Below are 20,482 nucleotides of genomic sequence, written 5' to 3'. Positions count from 1 at the left end.
TGCCTGCACTGTCCCTTTTGAGACTTGTAACATTTTCTTTCCTGCCGGGAGCACAACAACAATGACCACATCCTCATCCACACTGCAAGCGTCGAGCACGCTCTCCGGGGTTTCCTGGGGGGCGATTTTTGCCGGGGCCGCTGCGGCGGCTGCACTGTCACTGATTCTGGTGTTATTGGGCTTCGGCCTGGGCTTTTCTGCGGTATCGCCATGGGCCGACAGCGGTATCAGCGCCAAGGGCCTTGGCATTTCCACGATTGTCTGGCTGGCGTTTACCCAGATCGTCGCATCCGGCTTGGGCGGTTACATCGCCGGGCGTCTGCGGGTGAAATGGGCCAACATGCATGGCGATGAGGTGTACTTTCGCGACACCGCCCATGGTTTTCTCGCCTGGGCCGTGGCTACGTTGATCACCGCCGTATTGGTGGTCGGTTCGGTGAGCAGCGTGGTGAGTGGCGGCGTAAAAGCCGGTGCCAGCGTTGCATCGGGCGCCGCCAGTGGCCTGAGCCAGGCGGCCGGGAGTGCAGCCAAAGGCGCCAACAGCGGCGACTTCGACTACTACGTCGACAGCCTGTTTCGTGATGACCGCCCGGCTGCCGTGAGTGATGACGCAGTGCACGGCGTCGTCGCCCGCATCCTCACCCGCACCCTGAGCAACGATGGCCAGCTCGCGCCTGAAGACCGGACCTACTTGGCCCAGTTGATCAGCCAGCGCACCAACCTCAGCCAGGCCGACGCCGAAGCGCGTATCGACAAAGTGTACGGCGATGCCCGTAAAGCCCTCGAAGACGCCAAGCTCAAAGCCAAGCAAGCCGCTGACACCGCTGCCAAAGTAGCCGCTTATGCGTCGCTGTGGACCTTCGTTTCACTGTTGATCGGTGCATTCTTCGCCAGCTTCGCTGCCACCTTTGGCGGTCGCCGTCGGGATGCTGTGGTGTATGTCGAAACCGAACACTTCGTCCGTTAATAAAGGGAGAACATCATGCGCTCATTACTTCTGTGGTTCCTCGGTGTGCCAATCCCGGTCATCATCCTGATTGCGATCTTCATGCACTAAGCCAAGGGCTCGCTTGGCCCACTGTGGGAGCGGGCTTGCCCGCGATGGCGGTCTGTCAGTTATTGATCAGTTGACTGACACGACGCTATCGCGGGCAAGTCGAATCGTCGAACCGCCGCTCCCACATTTGGTTTTGTGGAGTGTCAGCCAGCTTGTCACCAGCAATACGCTTGCCACCGCCGTCATGACCACCAGCGGCTCAGACGTCCCATCCGACAACAACCCCGTCGCCCAGCTGCTCAGCGCCGTCAGGAACATCTGAATAAAAAAGAACAACCCCGACGCTGTCCCCGCAATCGCCCCGTACGGCTGCAACACCGACAGTTGGCACGCCGGAATCACCATCCCCACCGATACCATGATCACCACCATCGGCAGCACAATCGCCAGCCAGTCCTGTGGCCACGCCAGGGTCGCAAGGGTCAGCGTTAGCGTGCCCAGCACGTTCAGGGCGATGCCGGCATTGATCAGCCGATCGGCTTCAAACCGCAGCACCAGGCGCCGAAACAGATTGGCGCCGAGCATGTAGCCGCTGATGGTTGCGGCGAACACCAGTGCGTAGGCGGTCGCCGACAAGTGAAAGCCGCGCTGCAACAGCGCCGAAGATTCGCTGATAAACGGAAAGTACGTGCTGTACACACAGCCAATCGCCAGGGAATAGCGCAGGAAATACCGGTCGCGCAGCAACTGGCTATAGATGCGCAGCAGGCCGCTCGGCGGGGCGGCGGCGACTTCTGCCGGGCGGGTTTCCGGCAGGCGGCGATAGACCACCAGGTACAGCACCGCGCCGATCACCGCGAGCAACACAAACAAACCGCGCCAGTGGATGAACGGCAGCATCAGGCTGCCGAGCACCGGCGCAGCCATGGGCGAGATGGCCATGGCCATGGAGATCAGGCCGAGCAGGCGTGCCTGTTCATGGCGGTCAAAGTAGTCGCGCACGATCACGCGGCCGATCACCGTGGTGCAGCAACCGCCGAGGGCCTGAAACAGGCGGGCGACGATCAGCACGTCGAGGCTGTCAGCCACCGCACAGGTGACGGTCGCCAGCACATACAGGCACAACCCGGCGAGCAGCACGGGGCGGCGGCCGAAGCGGTCGGTTAAAGGGCCGCTGACCAGCAGGGAAATCGCCGAGCCCAGCGTGTAGAGCGTAAGGATCAGTTGCAATTGGCTGTCAGGGCGGTGGAAGTCATCGGCCATGGCGGGCAGGGCGGGCAGGTGCAGGTCCAGCGTCAGGCGCGGCAAGGCAATCAAGACGGCCAGCAGGGCCAGCCAGAACCCGGTGGAGAGGGTGCGTTGAGTCATGAGCAGCTTCTTCGCAAAGAGTAGAGCCGCACTTTACCGGCGTTGTGGTTTAATCCTGTGAGCCACTTATGCCAAGGATGATTGGACCACTATGAGCCGAGGAAAAGCCGCCACCGCCCTCGACCTGCCGCGCCCCGATACGCTGGACGCCGGCAAGCAGCAGGGCGCCTACGAAGCCTTGCGCGGCGCGATCTTGAACCGCCAGTTGCCTGCGGGCAGTCGCTTGCCGTCTACGCGCGGCCTGGCCGAGCGCTGGCTGGTGTCCCGCGGCACGCTGGAGGCCGCGTTCGAACGTTTGCACAGCGAAGGCTATGTGCAGCGGGTGGCGGGTTCCGGTACGCGGGTGTGTGCGGTGATCCCCGAGCAGTTCATCGCCGCCCCGGCGCCGAGGGAAACGCTGCGCCGTGAAGGGGTAGAAGATCAGCCCCACGCTGGCGTGCAAAGCAACGTGCCCTTCGTCGCGCGGCGCCCGGATGCGAGCTTGCTGGACTTGAAAGCCTGGGCGCGCTGTATCGCCCGTGGCCTGCACGCTGCCGGCCCGGGCGTGTTGGAGGCCGCCCACACGGCGGGCTTGCCCGCCTTGCGCGAACAGATCGCCGAGTACCTGCGCAGTTACCGCGGCATGCACTGCGAAGCGGATGAAGTGATCGTCACCACCGGTATTCGCCACGCCCTGGATTTGATCGCGCGCACGCTGCTCAAACCCGGCGACACCGCCTGCGTTGAAGATCCCGGCTATAAACCGGCGAGACGGCTTTTCGCGCTGGCCGGTGCCCATGTACAGGCGATTCCAGTCACCGCCGAGGGGCTCGATACCGCACAGCTTCCCGACCGTGCGCGCCTGGCCTACGTCACGCCCGCACACCAGGCGCCGCTGGGCATGACGCTCTCGGTGTCCCGTCGCCTTGCCTTGCTGGACTGGGCCGCCCGCGCCGATGCCTGGGTGATCGAAGATGACTACGACAGCGAGTACAACTACAACAGCGCCCCATTGGCGGCCCTTAAGTCCCTGGATTCGGCCGACCGCGTGATCTACTGCGGCAGTTTCAACAAGAACCTCTACCCCGGCTTGCGCGTGGGCTTCATGGTGGTGCCCGGCGCGCTGCGCCAAGCGCTGTTGCACACCCTGCAGCTCACCGGGCATTCAGTGGGCGCCACCGATCAACTGGGCTTGGTGGAGTTTCTCGGCAGCGGGGCTTTTGTGCGCCATCTGCGCGCCTCGCGCCAGGCCTACCAGGCGCGGCGCGATGCCTTGCTCGCCTGCCTTCCAGAGGGCAGCCGCGTCAGTGGCCAGCAGGCCGGGCTGCATTGTGTGCTGTGGTTGCCAGCGGGCGTGCAAGAGCAGGATTTCTGCAGCCGCGCCGCTGCCGTCGGGCTGGCATTGCAGCCGCTGGGCAAGTTCTGTGTCGAGGCCCATTTGCCGCCGGCGGTGATCATCGGTTATACCGCACTGACCCTCGCGCAAATCCGTTATCACGGCCGAATCCTCACGCAATTGTTAATAGCGGCTTAACTCGGGCTTGGCTAGACTCGCGCCCCATGAGCCGACTTCTGCGTTTGATCCTGGTGATGTTGCTGAGCCTCACGCTTCCCCTCACCGGGATGGCGGGTGTGGCCTCAAGTACAGAGCCTTGCCCGATGAAAATGTCGGGCATGCAGATGATGACGGACATGTCCCCTGACTGCTGCCAGGACGGCGTCGACCATGGCAAGGCCTGCAAAACCGGCCAGGAATGCAAGACCGGTGGCGTGGTGCAACTGTCGATGCCGCTGTTCAAGGCCCCGCTGAGCATGGCTCATCCCGTCGCGCTGGGTGTGTCCACTGACTTCATCCCCGACCGCACGCCGTCCGGCGTCTGGCGCCCACCCCGTTCCTGAACCCGGTTGCCTCCCAAGCTTCATCCCCTAACCGGGATGGCCTTGCTGTGGGCCGCGTAATGCGGCGTGCAGCGCAACGGATCAGGAATTTTCAACATGACTTCCTTCTACCTGCGCGCCCTGGTGGTGGGCGTGCTGGCGTGGCCGGCGTTGGCGAATGCGCTGACCCTGGATGACGCCCTGCGCCTGGCGCAAAACAACGCGCCTTCCCTGACGGCCGAGGCGGCGAAGCTGCAAGCCGCGACACAGGCGGCGATCCCTGCCGGTGAATTGCCCGACCCGAAACTGCTGGTCGGCCTGCAGAACTTCCCCATCGGCGGGCCCAACCGCGGCACGCTGTATGGCGATGACATGACGCAGCAAATGATCGGCATCCAGCAACAAGTGCCCAGCCGTGACAAGCGCAAGGCGCGGGTCGAACTGGCCGACGCAACCATTGAACGCACGGCGGCAGAAGGGCGGATCGAACGTCTCAATGTGCGCCAGGCCACCGCCCAGGCGTGGATTCGCGCCTACGTGGTCGAGCGCAAGGAGGCCCTGTTCAAGGACTTCTACACCCAGAACCGCTTGCTGCAAGACAGCGTTCGCGCACAGTTGGCCGGCGGGCGTGGCCAGGCCTCCGACGCCGTCATCCCCAAACAGGAAGCTGCCGAACTGGCCGGGCGCGAGGACGAACTGACCCTGCAACGCGCCCAGGCGCGCGCCGCCCTCAAGCGCTGGATCGGCGCGGCGGCCAGCGAAGCCCCCAGCGGGCAGTTGCCCAACTGGACCTTCGACAGCCATGGCCTGAGCCATAACCTGCACCAACATCCCGAACTGCAAGCTTTCGTGCCACGCACCCGCGAGGCCGAGGCGCGTTTACAGGATGCCAAGGCGCAGAAAACCTCGGACTGGAGCTGGGAGGTCGATTACGGCCATCGCAGCCGCGAGTACGGCGACATGGTCACCCTGCAATTGAGCTACGACTTGCCGATCTTTCCCGGCCGCCGGCAAAACCCCGGCATTGCCGCCAAGCAGGCCGAGCTGGACCAACTGGACGCCGAACGCGAAGCCGCTACCCGCGAGCACACCCAAATGCTTGACGACGACCTCGCGGATTACCAACGCCTGGACCGTGCGGTGCAACGCAGCCAGGACAGCCTGGTGCCACTGGCCGAAGAGAAAGTGGCGTTGAGCCTGGCCGGTTATCGCTCCGGCAAAGGCGACTTGATGAATTTGGTCAGTGCCCGCCGCGAGCTGGTCGACGCCCGTTTCAAACAGATGGATGCCATTGAACAGCGCGCCCTGGTTGGCGCCCGGCTGTATTTCGCCTACGGGGAACCCGCCAATGAATAATCGAATCATCGCCGCCGTGTTGCTGCTTGGGCTGGGCGCGGGCTATGGGCTGGCGCAGTGGCGCCCGGCACCCCCCGTTGCCGTCACAGGGGAAAAACCCGCGCTGTATTGGTACGACCCGATGTACCCGCAGCAGAAGTTCGACAAGCCGGGAAAATCGCCCTTCATGGACATGCAACTTGTACCGCGTTACGCCGAAGGTGCTGCGACCGATACACCGAGTGTGCAGATCGACCCGCGCCAGACCCAGAACATCGGCGTGCGCCTGGCGACGGTCAGCCGCGGCGTGCTGACTTCCACGCTGGACCTGTCGGGCATTCTGGCCTTCAACGACCGCGATGTGGCGGTGGTACAGGCGCGGGCGGCGGGGTTTGTCGAGCGGGTTTATGCCCGTGCGCCGGGTGATGTGCTGGCGGCCGGTGCGCCGCTGGCAGACATCCTCGTCCCCGAGTGGGCGGCGGCCCAGGAGGAATTCCTCGCGTTGCGTCGCAGTGCTGACAACGGCTTGATCGCTGCCGCCCGCCAGCGTTTGCGCCTGAGCGGCATGCCCGCCGGGTTGATCGCGCAGATGGAGCGCAGTGGCCGGGTGCAGTCGGTGTTGACCGTCACCACGCCGTTGGGCGGCGCATTGCAAACCCTGGAAGTGCGCGAAGGCATGACCGTGGCGGCGGGGCAAACCCTGGCGCGTATCAATGGCCTGGCTCAGGTGTGGTTGCAGGTCGCCGTGCCCGAGGCCCAAGGCGCGAGTTTGAAGGTGGGGCAACGTGTGGAAAGCCAGTTTGCCGGTTTGCCGGGCCGGTCCGTTCAAGGCACCGTCAGTGCGATCCTGCCGGCCACGGCCATGGACAGCCGCACCGTGCAGGTTCGCGTGGAACTGCCGAACCCCGACGGCGCCTTGCGCCCGGGCATGACCGCGCAAGTGCGCCTGGCGCAAAGCAGCGGGCAAGCGGTGTTGCAGGTACCCAGCGAAGCGTTGATCCGCACCGGCAAACGCGTGTTGGTGATGCTGGCCGAGGAGGGCGGGCGCTTCCGGCCGGTCGAGGTTGAGGCGGGCGCTGAAAACAGCGACCAGACCGTGATCCTCAGCGGCTTGCAGGAAGGCCAGCAGGTGGTCGCGTCCGGCCAGTTCCTGCTCGATTCCGAAGCCAGCCTCAGGGGCGTCACCGCCGAAGCACCGATGAGCCTGCAACCGGGAGCCCAGCCATGATCGCCTTGCTGATTCGCTGGTCGGTGGCCAACCGTTTTCTAGTGTTGCTCGCCACGCTGTTCATCACCGCATGGGGCGTGTGGGCGGTGCAGAATACGCCGGTGGATGCGCTGCCGGACCTCTCGGATGTGCAGGTGATCATCCGCACGCCGTACCCGGGCCAGGCGCCGCAGATCGTGGAAAACCAGGTCACCTACCCGATGACCACCACCATGCTCTCGGTGCCGGGCGCCAAGACCGTGCGGGGTTTTTCGTTCTTCGGCGACAGCTACGTGTATGTGCTGTTCGACGAAGGCACCGACCTGTACTGGGCGCGCTCGCGGGTGCTGGAATACCTCAGCCAGTTGCAGGCGCGGTTGCCGGCGTCGGCCAAGCCCGCGTTGGGGCCGGACGCCACCGGTGTCGGCTGGATCTACCAGTACGCGCTGGTGGACCGCAGCGGCAAGCACGACCTGGCGCAGCTGCGTGCCTTGCAGGACTGGTTCCTCAAGTTCGAACTCAAGACCATCCCCAACGTGGCGGAAGTCGCGACCATTGGCGGCCAGGTCAAGCAATACCAGGTGCAACTCGACCCGCTGGCCATGGCCAGCCGTGGCATCACCCAGGCGCAGGTGGCCGAGGCCATCGGCAAGGCCAACCAGGAAACCGGCGGTTCGGTGTTGAACATGGGCGAGTCCGAGTACATGGTGCGCGCCTCGGGTTATTTGAAAACACTCGATGATTTTCGCGGTATTCCCTTGCGCCTTGGCGTGAATAACGTGCCGGTGGTGTTGGGCGATGTGGCAAAGATTCAGCTGGGTCCGGACCTGCGGCGCGGTATCAGCGAGCTGGACGGCGAAGGCGAAGCGGTCGGCGGCGTGGTGATTCTGCGCAGCGGCAAGAATGCGCGCGAGGCCATTGCCGCCGTGAAAGCCCGGCTGGAACAGCTCAAAAGCAGCCTGCCCCCCGGCGTGGAGATCGTCACCACCTATGACCGCAGCAAACTGATCGACCGCGCCGTGGACAACCTCAGCCACAAGCTGTTGGAAGAGTTTTTGGTGGTGGCGCTGGTGTGCGGGATTTTCCTGTGGCATTTGCGTTCATCGCTGGTGGCGATTATCTCGTTGCCGGTCGGCGTGTTGATCGCGTTTATCGTGATGCGTTTTCAGGGGATCAACGCCAACATCATGTCCCTGGGCGGCATTGCGATAGCCATCGGCGCGATGGTGGATGCAGCGGTGGTGATGATTGAGAACGCCCACAAGAAAATCGAGGCCTGGCATCACGCTAATCCTGGCCGGGTGTTGAAAGGCGATGATCACTGGAAGGTCATGACCGATGCGGCAGTTGAAGTCGGGCCCGCGCTGTTTTTCTGCCTGCTGATCATCACCTTGTCGTTTATCCCGGTGTTTACCTTGCAGGCCCAGGAAGGGCGCCTGTTCGGCCCGTTGGCCTACACCAAGACTTACGCCATGGCGGCGGCGGCAGGGTTGTCGGTGACGCTGATTCCGGTGTTGATGGGCTATTGGATTCGCGGGCGCATTCCCGATGAGCAACGTAACCCGCTCAATCGCGGCCTGATCAAGGTGTACCAACCGGCGCTGGATGCGGTGCTGCGCTGGCCGCGCATGACCTTGCTGGTGGCGCTGCTGATGGTCGCCAGCGCCTTGTGGCCCGTGTCGAAGCTGGGCGGGGAATTCCTGCCGCCGCTGGATGAGGGGGATTTGTTGTACATGCCGTCGGCATTGCCGGGCTTGTCGACGCAAACCGCAGGCGAGCTGTTGCAACGTACCGACCGGTTGATCAAGACCGTGCCGGAAGTCGCCCATGTGTTCGGCAAGGCCGGTCGCGCTGAAACTGCGACTGACCCGGCGCCGCTGGAAATGTTCGAAACCACTATCGAGTTCAAGCCACGGGACCAATGGCGCCCCGGCATGACCCCCGAAAAACTGGTGAAAGAACTCGACCGCGTGGTGCAGGTGCCGGGCCTGACCAATATCTGGATTCCGCCGATCCGCAACCGCATCGACATGCTTGCCACCGGGGTCAAAAGCCCGATTGGCGTGAAGGTCGCCGGCACCGGCCTGATGCAGATCGATGCCGTGACCCAGGCGGTGGAGAAAGTCGCCAAGACGGTCCCCGGCGTGAGTTCGGCGCTGGCCGAGCGCCTGACCGGCGGGCGCTATATCGACGTGGACATCAACCGCGCGGCCGCCGCGCAATATGGGCTGAATATTGCCGATGTGCAGTCGATCGTGTCGGGCGCGATTGGTGGAGAAACCATCGGCGAAACCGTGGAAGGGCTGGCGCGTTTCCCGATCAGCCTGCGTTACCCCAAGGCGTGGCGCGACTCGGTGGACGCACTGCGCAACCTGCCGATCTACACGCCCCAGGGTAGTCAGATCACCCTCGGCACGGTGGCCAACCTGAAAGTCAGTGAAGGCCCGCCGATGCTCAAAAGTGAAAATGCGCGGCCTTCGGGCTGGGTGTATATCGACGTGCGCGACCGTGACCTGGCGTCGGTGGTGAAGGACTTGCGTGAGGCGATCAACCAGCAGGTGCAGTTGCAGCCGGGCATGAGCCTCAGCTATTCGGGGCAGTTCGAGTTTCTGGAGCGGGCCAATGAGCGCTTGAAACTGGTGGTGCCCGCCACCTTGCTGATCATCTTTGTGCTGCTGTACCTGACCTTTCGCCGGGTGGATGAGGCGCTGCTGATCCTGGCGACCTTGCCCTTCGCGCTGACCGGTGGCGTGTGGTTGCTCTATTGGCTGGGTTTTAACCTGTCGGTGGCCACGGGCGTCGGGTTTATCGCGCTGGCCGGGGTGTCGGCGGAGTTTGGCGTGATCATGCTGCTCTACCTGAAAAACGCCTGGGCGCAGCGCAGGGACGGTGATTTGCTCGCCGCGATTACGGAAGGCGCGGTGCTGCGGGTGCGGCCCAAGGCGATGACGGTGGCGGTGATCATTGCCGGCTTGTTGCCGATTTTGCTGGGCGGCGGCACGGGCAGTGAAGTCATGAGCCGCATCGCCGCGCCGATGATTGGCGGCATGCTCACCGCGCCGCTATTGTCCCTGTTCGTAATCCCCGCCGCCTACCACCTGATGCGCCGCAAAGGGACCAAACACTGAGCAAAAAAGGTGGGAGCTGGCTTGCCTGCGATGCAGGCACCTCGGTGTATCAGTTGCTCTGCGGCGATGCTATCGCGGGCAAGCCCGGCTCCCACACAAATCAGCTCCCACACAAGCCCACTCCCACAAGGGATTTATAGCGCCAGCAGGTCAGTCATCAAACCCGACCTGCTCGTGAATCTCATCCACCTTCAACTCCAGGCGATACGCCACGGCGATAAACAACGCCTGGCACAGGCACAACGTGGCGCTCAACGAGCGAAACGCAAACGACGACCCCTCATTGACCAACAACACCGCGTTCGCCCGCTTGGCCAGGGGCGACAGGTTGCTGTCGGTGATGATCAGCGTCTTGGCCTGATGATGCTGGGCGATGCGCAGGCAGTGCTGGGTCTCTTTGCCATAGGGCGTAAAGCTGATCGCAATCACCAGGTCATTGGCGCGCACGCTGCGCATCTGCTCGCGGTAGCTGCCGCCCAAACCCGAGATCAGGTGGATGCGCTTGTTGGTGTGTTGCAGGTTGTAGACCAGGTAATCGGCCACGGCGAAGGAGCGGCGCACGCCGACCACGTAGATATTGTCGGCATTGACCACCAGGTCCACGGCCTTTTCAAACGCCACGTCATCCAGTTCCAGGCCCAGCCGCTCGATGCCGGACAAGGTGGCATTCACGCACTCGCGCGCCAGGTCGCCGCCGCTGGCTTTCTGCGACTTGTTGGCGATCATGCTGCGGATGCGCTGCTGGTAGTTCTGCACCGGCGTGGTCTTGTGGGTGTAGGCCTCGCGAAACAGCGCCTGCATTTCACTGAAACCACTGAAGCCGAAACGCTGGGAAAACCGCACGATGGCCGAGGGGTGCACTTCGCATTCGCGGGCGATGTCGCTGATACGGTCGACCATGATCCGGTCGCTCTGCTGGCTCATGTAGCTGGCGATGCGTTTGAGCTGGCGCGGCAGGCTTTCGTATTCGTCGGTGATCAGCTGCAACAGGCGCTCGGCGTTGAGCGGGGGGCTGGCGAGAGCGTCTTGTGAAGGGGTCTCGGGCATGGGCAATCCTTCTGGCGTGTTCTTCTGATGCGCTGGTGGGTGGCGCAAGTCTACAGGGTAGGCGCAAAAAAATACCCCGGCATCACGGCGCACGTGGCCTGCTGAAACGATGCACGGTGGAGGCAGAGCCTTTGTACCGGGTTATTGGAAAAAATATTCCACTAAAAATAATTATGGAATAAATATTGATTGGCGCCGCTGAACGTTCTAGTCTGCTCTCACCAAGAGCGTTTGCCGTCGCCACGGCGGCACAACGCAGGCTGATAAAAATAACAGGAGCCAGCATGGGCCAGACTCGTTTTGCCAGTGGGCGTCAATTGGATCTGATTTGCCTCGGGCGCCTGGGCGTCGACCTCTATGCACAACAAGTCGGTGCGCGGCTTGAGGACGTGTCCAGCTTTGCCAAGTACCTCGGCGGGTCCTCCGCCAATATCGCTTTCGGTACCGCGCGGCTTGGGCTCAAGTCGGCGATGTTGAGCCGGGTCGGCGACGACCATATGGGCCGCTTCCTGCTCGAATCCCTGGCCCGCGAAGGCTGCGATGTCAGTGGCATCAAGGTGGACCCGGAACGCCTCACCGCGCTGGTGCTGCTCGGCCTTAAAGACCGCGAAACCTTCCCGCTGGTGTTCTACCGCGAAAATTGCGCCGACATGGCCCTGCGCGCCGAAGACATCAGCGAAGCTTTTATCGCCTCCGGCAAGGCGCTGCTGATCACCGGCACGCATTTCTCTACCGACGGCGTGTACAAGGCGAGCATTCAGGCGCTGGACTACGCCGCCAAACACAACGTCAAACGCGTGCTGGATATTGATTACCGCCCCGTGCTGTGGGGCCTGGCGGGCAAGGCTGACGGCGAAACGCGGTTTGTCGCCGACCAGACCGTGAGCGGGCATGTGCAGAAAATCCTGCCGCGTTTTGACCTGATCGTCGGCACCGAAGAAGAGTTTTTGATCGCAGGTGGCAGTGAAGACCTGCTTGCCGCGCTGCGAAAAGTGCGCGAACTGACCCCGGCCACCTTGGTCGTCAAGCTTGGCCCGCAGGGCTGCACAGTGATTCACGGGGCGATCCCGGCGCGCCTGGAAGACGGCGCGATCTACCCGGGTGTGCGGGTTGAAGTGCTCAACGTATTGGGCGCTGGCGACGCGTTTATGTCGGGCTTCCTCAGCGGCTGGCTTAATGATGCCAACGACGAACGTTGCAGCCAGTTGGCAAATGCCTGCGGCGGTTTAGTCGTTTCGCGCCACGCCTGCGCCCCGGCCATGCCTACGCCGGCTGAACTGGATTACCTGTTCAGCAGCCCCGTGCCGATCACCCGTCCGGATCAGGACGTAACCCTGCAACGCCTGCACCGCGTGACCGTGCCGCGCAAAACCTGGAAGCAACTGTTTGTATTTGCCTTCGACCACCGTTGGCAATTGGTGGACCTGGCACAAAAGGGCGGCCAGGACCCGGCGCGCATCAGCGACATCAAGCAGTTGTTTATCCAAGCCATCGAACGCGTGGAGAAAAAACTCGCCGAGGAGGGCGTCGAAGCCGATGTGGGCCTGCTCGCCGACCAGCGTTTCGGCCAGGACGCGCTCAACGCCGCCAGCGGTCGTGGCTGGTGGATCGCCCGCCCGGTGGAAGTGCAGAACTCGCGGCCCCTGGCGTTTGAACACGGCCGCTCGGTGGGCAGCAACCTGATCGCCTGGCCACAGGAGCAAATCATCAAGTGCCTGGTGCAATTTCACCCGGACGACGAACCGATGCTGCGCCTGGAGCAGGAAGCGCAACTGAAGGCGGTGTACGAGGCGTCGATTGTCAGCGGCCATGAACTGCTGCTGGAAGTCATCCCGCCCAAGGAGCACCCGTCCACTTATCCGGATGTGCTCTACCGCAGCCTCAAGCGCCTGTACAACCTGGGCATCTACCCGGCGTGGTGGAAGATCGAGGCGCAGTCGGCCGAGGACTGGAAAAAGCTCGACGAACTGATCCAGGAGCGCGACCCGTACTGCCGGGGCGTGGTGCTGCTGGGCTTGAATGCGTCGGCCGAGTTTCTCGCCGATGGCTTCCGTCAAGCCGGCCAAAGCACCACCTGCCGAGGCTTTGCCGTGGGCCGTACGATCTTCCAGGAGCCAAGCCGCGCGTGGATGGCGGGGGAGATTGATGATGAAACGCTGATCCGGCAGGTGCAGGCCACCTTCGAACAGCTCATTAACGCCTGGCGCAGTGCCCGGGTTTAAAAGTTGAAATGCAATCCAATGTGGGAGCGGGCTTGCTCGCGAATGCGGTGGTTCAGTTGCAGATGTGTCGCCTGACACAGCGCATTCGCGAGCAAGCCCGCTCCCACACAAAGCAGATCCGAGCGATCTCAAGATAAAAACAATAGGTGCAGTCATGCCCGCAATCCGAATTGGCATCAACCCGATCTCCTGGAGCAACGACGACCTGCCGGCCCTGGGCGGTGAAACGCCGCTGAGCACCGCCTTGAGCGAAGGCAAGGAAATCGGCTACGAAGGGTTTGAACTCAACGGCAAATTTCCCAAGGACGCCAAGGGCGTCGGCGATGTACTGCGCCCGTATGACCTGGCGCTGGTCTCCGGTTGGTACTCCAGCCGGCTGGCGCGCCGCTCGGTGGCGGAAGAAATCGAAGCCATCGCCGGCCATGTCGAGCTGCTCAAACAAAACGGCGCGAATGTGCTGGTGTACGGCGAAGTTGCCGATTCCATCCAGGGCTCGCGCATCCGCCTGATCGAACGCCCGCGTTTTCACAGCGAGCAGGCCTGGCAGGACTATGCCTACAAGCTCACGGAACTGGCGCGTTTCACCCTGTCCCAGGGCGTGCGCCTGGCGTACCACCACCACATGGGCGCCTACGTGGAATCCCCGGACGACATCGACCAGTTGATGAGCCGAACGGGCCCCGAAGTCGGCCTGCTGTTCGATTCGGGCCACTGCTACATGGGCGGCGGCGAACCCATCGACGTGCTGCGCAAGCACATCGACCGTATCTGCCACGTGCACTTCAAGGACGTGCGCAAACCCGTGGTGCAACTGGCGCGCAACCAGATGTGGAGCTTTCCCGATTGCATCGTCAACGGCACCTTCACTGTGCCCGGCGATGGCGATATCGATTTTGCCGAATTGCTCGATGTGTTGTTGGCCGCGAAATACGAAGGCTGGCTGGTGGTCGAGGCCGAGCAGGACCCGGCAGTGGCGCCCAGCTATGTCTATGCGAAAAAGGGCTACGACACGCTGCGCGCGCTGCTCAACGAGAGGACTAAGTGATGAGCCTGTTGGTCAAAAGCAGCAAACGCGGGCAGACCATGGTCGCCCTCGAAGACGGCCGCCTGGAGTACGTGGGTTTTTCTGCCTATCGCCTGAGCCTCGGCGAAACCCTGCCGGTCAGCGCCGGTAATAAAGAGCTGTGCCTGGTGCTGCTCAGTGGCCGGGTGAATATTGAAGGCGAGGGCTTCAACTGGCAAAACCTGGGGGATCGCCAGTCGGTTTTTGAAGAAAAATCCCCCTTCGCCGCCTACCTGCCGCCGGGCACCGACGCGCATGTCACCGCCTTGAGCGACGTGCAGATTGCCGTCTGTGCTGCGCCCGGTGCATCAGGTTACGAACCGCGCTTGATCCGCCCGGAAAACTGCAAACGCAGCGTGCGCGGCAAAGGGGCCAACACCCGTTACGTGTGCGACATTCTGCCCGACAGCGAGCCGGCCCATTCGCTGCTGGTGGTGGAAGTGCGCACGCCGTCCGGGCATTCGTCGAGCTACCCGCCGCACAAGCACGACACCGACGATCTTCCGCACCAGAGCTTTCTCGAAGAAACCTATTACCACCAGATCAACCCGCCCCAGGGCTTTGTGTTCCAGCGCGTCTACACCGACGACCGCAGCATCGACCAGGCCATGGCCGTGGAAAACAGCGATTTGGTGGTGGTGCCCAAGGGGTATCACCCGGTCAGCGTGCCGTACGGTTACGAATCCTATTACCTGAACGTGATGGCCGGCCCCAAGCGCGCCTGGCATTTCCATAACGACCCGCAGCACAGCTGGCTGCTGGACCTCTAAACGGTGTTGGACGGAGAACAACAAGAATGAAGTCGCCGCTGCGTTTTGCCCTTAACCGTATGGTTGCACCGAACTTGTCCCTGCCGGATTTCATTGGGTTGGCAGCGGCGCTCAAGTGCGATGCCATCGAGATCCGCAATGACCTTGCGGGCAAACAAATCGAGTTCGGCACCCCCGCCAGCCGCGTACGTGAATTGTGCGCGGTGCAGGGCATTACGGTGCTGTCGATCAACGCGCTATACCCGTTCGATGTGTGGAACGACGAACGCCGTGCCCAGGCGATTGAACTCGCCACTTATGCCCGTGAATGCGGCGCCAAGGGCTTGGTGATGTGCCCGCTCAACGAGCATGGCGATACGCGCAATGAAGCCCAGCGCGCAGCCGGCCTGCGCACCGCGTTGAGCGAGCTGGCGCCGATCCTGCGTGAATACGGGATTCTTGGCTTTATCGAACCCCTGGGTTTTGAAGAATGTGCTCTGCGCCGCAAACGCGTGGCGGTGGATGCGATCCAGTCCATCGGCGGCCTCGATGTGTTCCGCCTGGTGCACGACACCTTTCACCATCACCTGGCCGGCGAGCAGGCGTTCTTCCCGCAGTTGACCGGGCTGGTGCATATCTCCGGCGTGGACGATGCCGAGGCGCCGCTCAACTCGATCCGCGACGGCCACCGCGTGCTGGTGGGTGAGGGTGACATTCTTGGCAATGCGGCGCAGATCGACACATTGCTCAGTACCGGGTACAGCGGCTATCTGTCGTTCGAGCCGTTTGCCGAGAGCGTGCATGGCCTGGCAGACATCAAGCAGGCTTTGGGGGCCAGCATCATCCACCTGCGAAGTTCTCAAACCTGACAACGATCGAACCTGTGGGAGCGGGCTTGCTCGCGAAGGCGGTGGGTCAGTAAATAGATCAGGCAACTGACCCACCGCCTTCGCGAGCAAGCCCGCTCCCACATTGAATCTTTGTTGATCGACAGATTTGCATTCATACAAGGTGCGAACATGACCACAACCCGATTGACCATGGCCCAGGCCCTGGTGAAGTTTCTGGATAACCAATACATCGAAGTCGATGGCGTGCAGAGCAAGTTTGTCGCCGGAGTGTTCACTATTTTTGGCCACGGCAATGTGTTGGGCCTGGGCCAGGCGTTGGAACAGGACAGCGGCGACCTGGTGGTGCATCAGGGCCGCAACGAACAAGGCATGGCCCACGCGGCCATCGGTTTTGCCAAGCAGCACCTGCGCCGCAAGATCTACGCGTGCACCGCGTCGGTAGGCCCGGGCGCGGCGAATATGCTGACCGCCGCTGCGACCGCCACGGCCAACCGTATCCCGCTGCTGCTGTTGCCCGGCGATGTCTACGCCAGCCGCCAGCCCGACCCGGTGCTGCAACAGATCGAGCAATTCCACGACTTGAGCATCAGTACCAACGACGCCTTCCGCGCCGTGAGCAAATACTGGGACCGCATCAACCGCCCCGAGCAGTTGATGACCGCGGCGATCCACGCCATGCGCGTGTTGACCGACCCCGCCGAGACCGGCGCGGTGACCTTGGCCTTGCCGCAGGATGTACAGGCCGAGGCCTGGGACTACCCGGATTATTTCCTGCAAAAACGCGTGCACCGCATCGACCGCCGCCCGGCGACCGCGGCGATGATCGGCGATGCGTTGGCCGCGTTCCGGGGTAAGCGCAAGCCGCTGATCATCTGTGGCGGCGGGGTGAAGTACTCCGGTGCGAATGCGGCGCTGCAGGCGTTTGCCGAGCGTTTTGACATTCCCTTTGCAGAAACCCAGGCGGGCAAGAGTGCGGTGGTCTCCAGCCACTCGCTGAACGTTGGCGGCATTGGCGAAACCGGCTGCCTGGCGGCCAACCTGCTGGCGCCGCACGCCGACCTGATCATTGGCATCGGCACGCGCTACACCGACTTCACGACCTCGTCCAAGTCGCTGTTCAACCACCCGGACGTGAAGTTTCTCAACCTGAATATCAGCCCCTGCGATGCCTTGAAGCTCGACGGCGTGCAAGTGCTGGCCGACGCGCAAGTGGCCCTTGAGGCGCTGGCCGACGCGCTGGGGGATTACCGTTCCGGCTGGGGTGACCAGGTCGTGGAGGCCAAGGCGCAACTGGATGCCGAAGTGGACCGGGTGCGTCAGGTGGAATATTCAGGCGACGGCTTTGTGCCTGAAGTCGATGACCTTCTCGACCGCGCGGTGCTGCGCGAATTCATCGAGTTGACCGGTTCGTGCCTGACCCAAAGCCGTGTACTCGGCGTGCTCAACCAAACCCTGGCCGACGACGCAATCATCGTCGCCGCCGCCGGCAGCCTGCCCGGTGATTTGCAGCGCGCCTGGCGCAGCAAGGGCGTGAATACCTATCACGTCGAATACGGCTACTCATGCATGGGTTATGAGATCAACGCCGCCCTCGGCGTCAAACTCGCCGAGCCGACCAAAGAGGTCTATGCGTTGGTCGGCGATGGCTCCTACATGATGCTGCACTCGGAGCTGGCTACGTCGATTCAGGAGCGGCGCAAGATCAATGTGGTATTGCTCGACAACATGGCCTTCGGCTGCATCAACAACCTGCAGATCGGCAACGGCATGGACAGCTTCGGCACCGAATTCCGCTACCGCAACCCCGAGAGCGGCAAGCTTGACGGCGGCCTGGTGCCGGTGGATTTCGCCATGAGTGCGGCGGCCTATGGCTGCAAGACCTATAAGGTCAGCACCGTGGAACAACTTGAAGCGGCACTGGCGGATGCGCGTACACAAACCGTTTCGACGCTGATCGACATCAAGGTGCTGCCCAAAACCATGGTCCATGGCTACCTGTCGTGGTGGCGTGTGGGTGTGGCGCAGGTGTCCACCAGCGAGCGCACGAATGCCGCCGCGAAAAAACTCAATGAACAGCTGGCCAAGGCCCGGCAGTACTAATAACAAGAGGAGTTGTGTATGTCTTTGAAGCTAGGTGTCATTGGTACGGGCGCTATCGGCCGCGACCATATTCGTCGGTGCAGCCAGACCCTGCTCAACAGCCAGGTGGTGGCGGTGACCGACATCAACCTTGAGCAAGCTGCCAAGGTGGTAGCCGATTTGAAGCTGGACGCCGAGGTGTACCCGGACGGGCGCGCGCTGATCGCCTCTCCCGAGGTGGAGGCGGTGCTTGTGACCTCCTGGGGCCCGAGCCATGAAGAATTCGTGCTCGCCGCCATTGCTGCCGGCAAACCGGTGTTCTGCGAAAAGCCCCTGGCCGTGACGGCTGAAGGCTGCCGCAAAATCGTCGATGCCGAAATTGCCTACGGCAAACGCCTGGTGCAAGTCGGTTTCATGCGCCCGTACGATGAAGGCTATCGCGCCCTCAAGGCGGTGATCGACAGCGGCCAGATCGGCGAACCCTTGATGCTGCACTGCGCACACCGCAACCCGACAGTGGGCGAGAACTACAAAACCGATATGGCGATCACCGACACGCTGATCCACGAACTGGACGTGTTGCGCTGGCTGCTCAACGACGACTACGTGTCGGTTCAAGTGGTGTTCCCGCGCAAGTCGAGCAAAGCCCTGGCCCACCTGCGCGACCCGCAGATCGTGCTGCTGGAAACCGCCAAAGGCACGCGTATTGATGTGGAAGTGTTTGTGAACTGCCAGTACGGCTACGACATTCAGTGCGAAGTGGTGGGGGAGACCGGCATCGCCAAGCTGCCGGAGCCGTCGCAAGTGCAATTGCGCAGTGGTGCGAAGCTGTCGAATGCCATTTTGATGGACTGGAAGGACCGTTTTATCGGGGCTTACGACGTGGAATTGCAGGCGTTTATCGACAGCGTGCGTGCGGGCCAGGTCGGCGGGCCTTCGGCGTGGGATGGCTTTGCGGCGGCGGTGGCGGCGGATGCGTGCATCGAGGCGCAGAACAGTGAGCAGATCGTGAAGGTGAGCTTGCCGGAGCGTCCGCACTTTTACGGCTAATCACAACCTACCAGGTGGAATGCAGTCAGTGTGGGAGCGGGCTTGCTCGCGAATGCGGTGCATCAGTTAAAGCATTTGTGTCTGACATACCGCATTCGCGAGCAAGCCCGCTCCCACATTTTTGATTGGGTTTGCACTTCATATTAAGGAGTGAACTATGCGAATCGGACTAGTCGGCTACGGCCACGGAGGGCGCTTCTTTCATGCGCCGCTGATTGCCACGCTGCCAGGCGCCACGTTTGTTGGCGTGGTCACCCGTTCACCCGAACGCCGCGAGCAGTTGGCAACGGACCACCCCGGCCTCAAGGCCTTTGACTCCATTGGCCAGATCGTCGAGGCCGGCGTTGACGCGCTGGTCATCTCCACCACCCTCAAAGGCCGCCCGGCCTTGGTGCTGGAGGCTATTGAACACGGCGTGGCGGTGGTCAGCGACAAGCCTTTTGCGAGCAACGCGGAGCAGGCCCAGGCCTTGATTACCGCCGCCGAGCGCCAAGGTGTGCTGCTCAGTGTCTACCAGAACCGGCGCTGGGATTCGGATTACCTGACCTTGCGCAAGCTCATCGACGCCGGCGCCCTGGGCGACATCACCCGCTTTGAATCCCGCGTGGAGCGTTACAGCCCCGACGCCGTGGGCAACCCCAGTGGTGGCGGCTGGTTGCGCGACCTGGGCAGCCATCTGGTGGATCAGGCGCTGCAACTGTTTGGCCCGGTGGACCGGGTGTTTGCGCAACTCCAGTTCAGTGCGGAGCACCCGACCCACGACCACGGCTTCTTCGTTTCCCTGACCCACGCCAACGGCGTGATTTCCCACCTGTGGGGCAATGCTTTGCAAAACAGCCAGGCACCGCGTTTTCGGGTCAGTGGCACCCTCGGTTGCTACACCGTCGACGGCTTGGACGGTCAGGAAGAACTGCTGCTGGCGGGCAAGTCGCCAAAAACCGAAGGCGAACACTGGGGCGCCGAAGAACACCGGCGCTGGGGCTGGTTTGAGCAAGGCGAGGAGCGCGAACGGGTGCCGTCGGAAAAAGGCTGCTGGACGCAGTTCTATCGCCAGTTTCACAGTGCGGTGCAAGGCCAGGGGCCGTTGCCGGTGGACGCCTGTGACGCGCTGGAAACCACGCGTATATTGGACGCCGCGCGCCTCAGTCACGAGCGCCAACAGGTGGTCGAAACAAAGCAGTTGTAGGGGTTTTCCAGAAAAATAGAACAAAATTCCAAATTGTGTTGATATGGAATTAATTTTCCAATAAAGTCTTTTCCAGGTTGCAGAAAGTACGCTCGAACCCGATTCGCGCGGCTCAACAAAAACAAGATCAAAAACAACCAGGTACCGTCAGATGAAAATCTTTAACGCTGTACTGCGAGTTTTACGCCTCTCCCACACACCCCGCGGTCTGCCCCGCGCGCGGCCGTTTTACTTCTCCTTCCTTAATGTGCTCTGCGTCGAAAACAAAGGCGCCCTGGTGTGCTGCATTCCAGGCGCACCGGTGGTTCGGCTGCCGACTTCGCCGGGCCCGTTCTGATCAACG

General features: G+C 62.4%; 16 protein-coding genes. 14 read left to right on the top strand and 2 right to left on the bottom strand.

The window, feature by feature from the left end; genetic code table 11:
* Positions 1 to 61: 61 nt before the first annotated feature.
* Entirely contained in the window at positions 62 to 967 is a 906-nt protein-coding gene (locus AB4P94_RS25145; RefSeq protein ID WP_395607997.1) for a hypothetical protein, read from the top strand.
* Between the two features lie 156 nt (positions 968 to 1,123).
* On the opposite strand, the gene AB4P94_RS25140 is transcribed toward AB4P94_RS25145, so the two are convergent.
* Positions 1,124 to 2,365, bottom strand: coding sequence for a multidrug effflux MFS transporter (locus AB4P94_RS25140; RefSeq protein WP_395607996.1), 1,242 nt, complete (start codon positions 2,363 to 2,365; stop codon positions 1,124 to 1,126).
* A 91-nt stretch (positions 2,366 to 2,456) separates the two neighbouring features.
* Here AB4P94_RS25140 and AB4P94_RS25135 point away from each other — a divergent pair, with 91 nt between their 5' ends.
* The 5 genes from AB4P94_RS25135 (at position 2,457) to AB4P94_RS25115 (ending at position 9,892) form a co-directional block, all read left to right on the top strand.
* A complete protein-coding gene (locus tag AB4P94_RS25135; RefSeq protein WP_395607995.1) occupies positions 2,457 to 3,878 on the top strand; it encodes a PLP-dependent aminotransferase family protein in 1,422 nt (473 codons plus the stop codon).
* 26 nt (positions 3,879 to 3,904) lie between these two features.
* Positions 3,905 to 4,243 (top strand): hypothetical protein, encoded by a 339-nt coding sequence (locus AB4P94_RS25130; protein ID WP_395607994.1) that lies wholly within the window; start codon positions 3,905 to 3,907, stop codon positions 4,241 to 4,243.
* 96 nt (positions 4,244 to 4,339) lie between these two features.
* Positions 4,340 to 5,578 (top strand): TolC family protein, encoded by a 1,239-nt coding sequence (locus AB4P94_RS25125; protein WP_395607993.1) that lies wholly within the window; start codon positions 4,340 to 4,342, stop codon positions 5,576 to 5,578.
* Complete coding sequence (locus AB4P94_RS25120) at positions 5,571 to 6,785, top strand: efflux RND transporter periplasmic adaptor subunit (protein WP_395607992.1); 1,215 nt, start codon at positions 5,571 to 5,573, stop codon at positions 6,783 to 6,785. The genes AB4P94_RS25125 and AB4P94_RS25120 overlap by 8 nt, the downstream gene beginning before the upstream one ends.
* The gene (locus AB4P94_RS25115) at positions 6,782 to 9,892 is read left to right on the top strand and encodes an efflux RND transporter permease subunit (protein ID WP_395607991.1); all 3,111 of its coding nucleotides are present in this window, start codon (positions 6,782 to 6,784) and stop codon (positions 9,890 to 9,892) included. The genes AB4P94_RS25120 and AB4P94_RS25115 overlap by 4 nt, the downstream gene beginning before the upstream one ends.
* A 150-nt stretch (positions 9,893 to 10,042) precedes the next feature.
* On the opposite strand, the gene AB4P94_RS25110 is transcribed toward AB4P94_RS25115, so the two are convergent.
* Positions 10,043 to 10,939: a MurR/RpiR family transcriptional regulator gene (locus AB4P94_RS25110; protein WP_078742042.1), complete on the bottom strand. Its 897-nt coding sequence runs from the start codon at positions 10,937 to 10,939 to the stop codon at positions 10,043 to 10,045.
* A 284-nt stretch (positions 10,940 to 11,223) separates the two neighbouring features.
* Between AB4P94_RS25110 and iolC the strand changes: the two genes are divergently transcribed.
* The 8 genes from iolC to AB4P94_RS25070 all read left to right on the top strand — a co-directional run bounded on the left by iolC (position 11,224) and on the right by AB4P94_RS25070 (position 20,476).
* The gene (gene iolC / locus AB4P94_RS25105; RefSeq protein ID WP_395607990.1) at positions 11,224 to 13,161 is read left to right on the top strand and encodes a 5-dehydro-2-deoxygluconokinase; all 1,938 of its coding nucleotides are present in this window, start codon (positions 11,224 to 11,226) and stop codon (positions 13,159 to 13,161) included.
* 154 nt (positions 13,162 to 13,315) lie between these two features.
* Complete coding sequence (gene iolE / locus AB4P94_RS25100) at positions 13,316 to 14,206, top strand: myo-inosose-2 dehydratase (RefSeq protein WP_395607989.1); 891 nt, start codon at positions 13,316 to 13,318, stop codon at positions 14,204 to 14,206.
* Complete coding sequence (gene iolB / locus AB4P94_RS25095) at positions 14,206 to 14,994, top strand: 5-deoxy-glucuronate isomerase (protein WP_395607988.1); 789 nt, start codon at positions 14,206 to 14,208, stop codon at positions 14,992 to 14,994. The genes iolE and iolB overlap by 1 nt, the downstream gene beginning before the upstream one ends.
* A gap of 26 nt (positions 14,995 to 15,020) precedes the next feature.
* On the top strand, positions 15,021 to 15,842 hold the full coding sequence (locus AB4P94_RS25090; RefSeq protein ID WP_395607987.1) for a TIM barrel protein: 822 nt from the start codon (positions 15,021 to 15,023) through the stop codon (positions 15,840 to 15,842).
* 150 nt (positions 15,843 to 15,992) lie between these two features.
* On the top strand, positions 15,993 to 17,924 hold the full coding sequence (gene iolD, locus AB4P94_RS25085) for a 3D-(3,5/4)-trihydroxycyclohexane-1,2-dione acylhydrolase (decyclizing) (protein ID WP_395607986.1): 1,932 nt from the start codon (positions 15,993 to 15,995) through the stop codon (positions 17,922 to 17,924).
* A gap of 18 nt (positions 17,925 to 17,942) precedes the next feature.
* Positions 17,943 to 18,953, top strand: a complete 1,011-nt coding sequence (locus AB4P94_RS25080; RefSeq protein ID WP_395607985.1) for a Gfo/Idh/MocA family protein — start codon at positions 17,943 to 17,945, stop codon at positions 18,951 to 18,953.
* 157 nt (positions 18,954 to 19,110) lie between these two features.
* Entirely contained in the window at positions 19,111 to 20,139 is a 1,029-nt protein-coding gene (locus AB4P94_RS25075; RefSeq protein WP_395607984.1) for a Gfo/Idh/MocA family oxidoreductase, read from the top strand.
* A 151-nt stretch (positions 20,140 to 20,290) separates the two neighbouring features.
* Complete coding sequence (locus AB4P94_RS25070) at positions 20,291 to 20,476, top strand: hypothetical protein (RefSeq protein WP_395607983.1); 186 nt, start codon at positions 20,291 to 20,293, stop codon at positions 20,474 to 20,476.
* The last annotated feature ends 6 nt before the right edge of the window (positions 20,477 to 20,482 follow it).

The organism is Pseudomonas sp. B22129, from assembly GCF_044218875.1.
Taxonomy (GTDB): Bacteria; Pseudomonadota; Gammaproteobacteria; order Pseudomonadales; family Pseudomonadaceae; genus Aquipseudomonas.
Note: the sequence above shows the minus strand (reverse complement) of the source record. Positions and strands in the feature narration are given on the sequence as shown.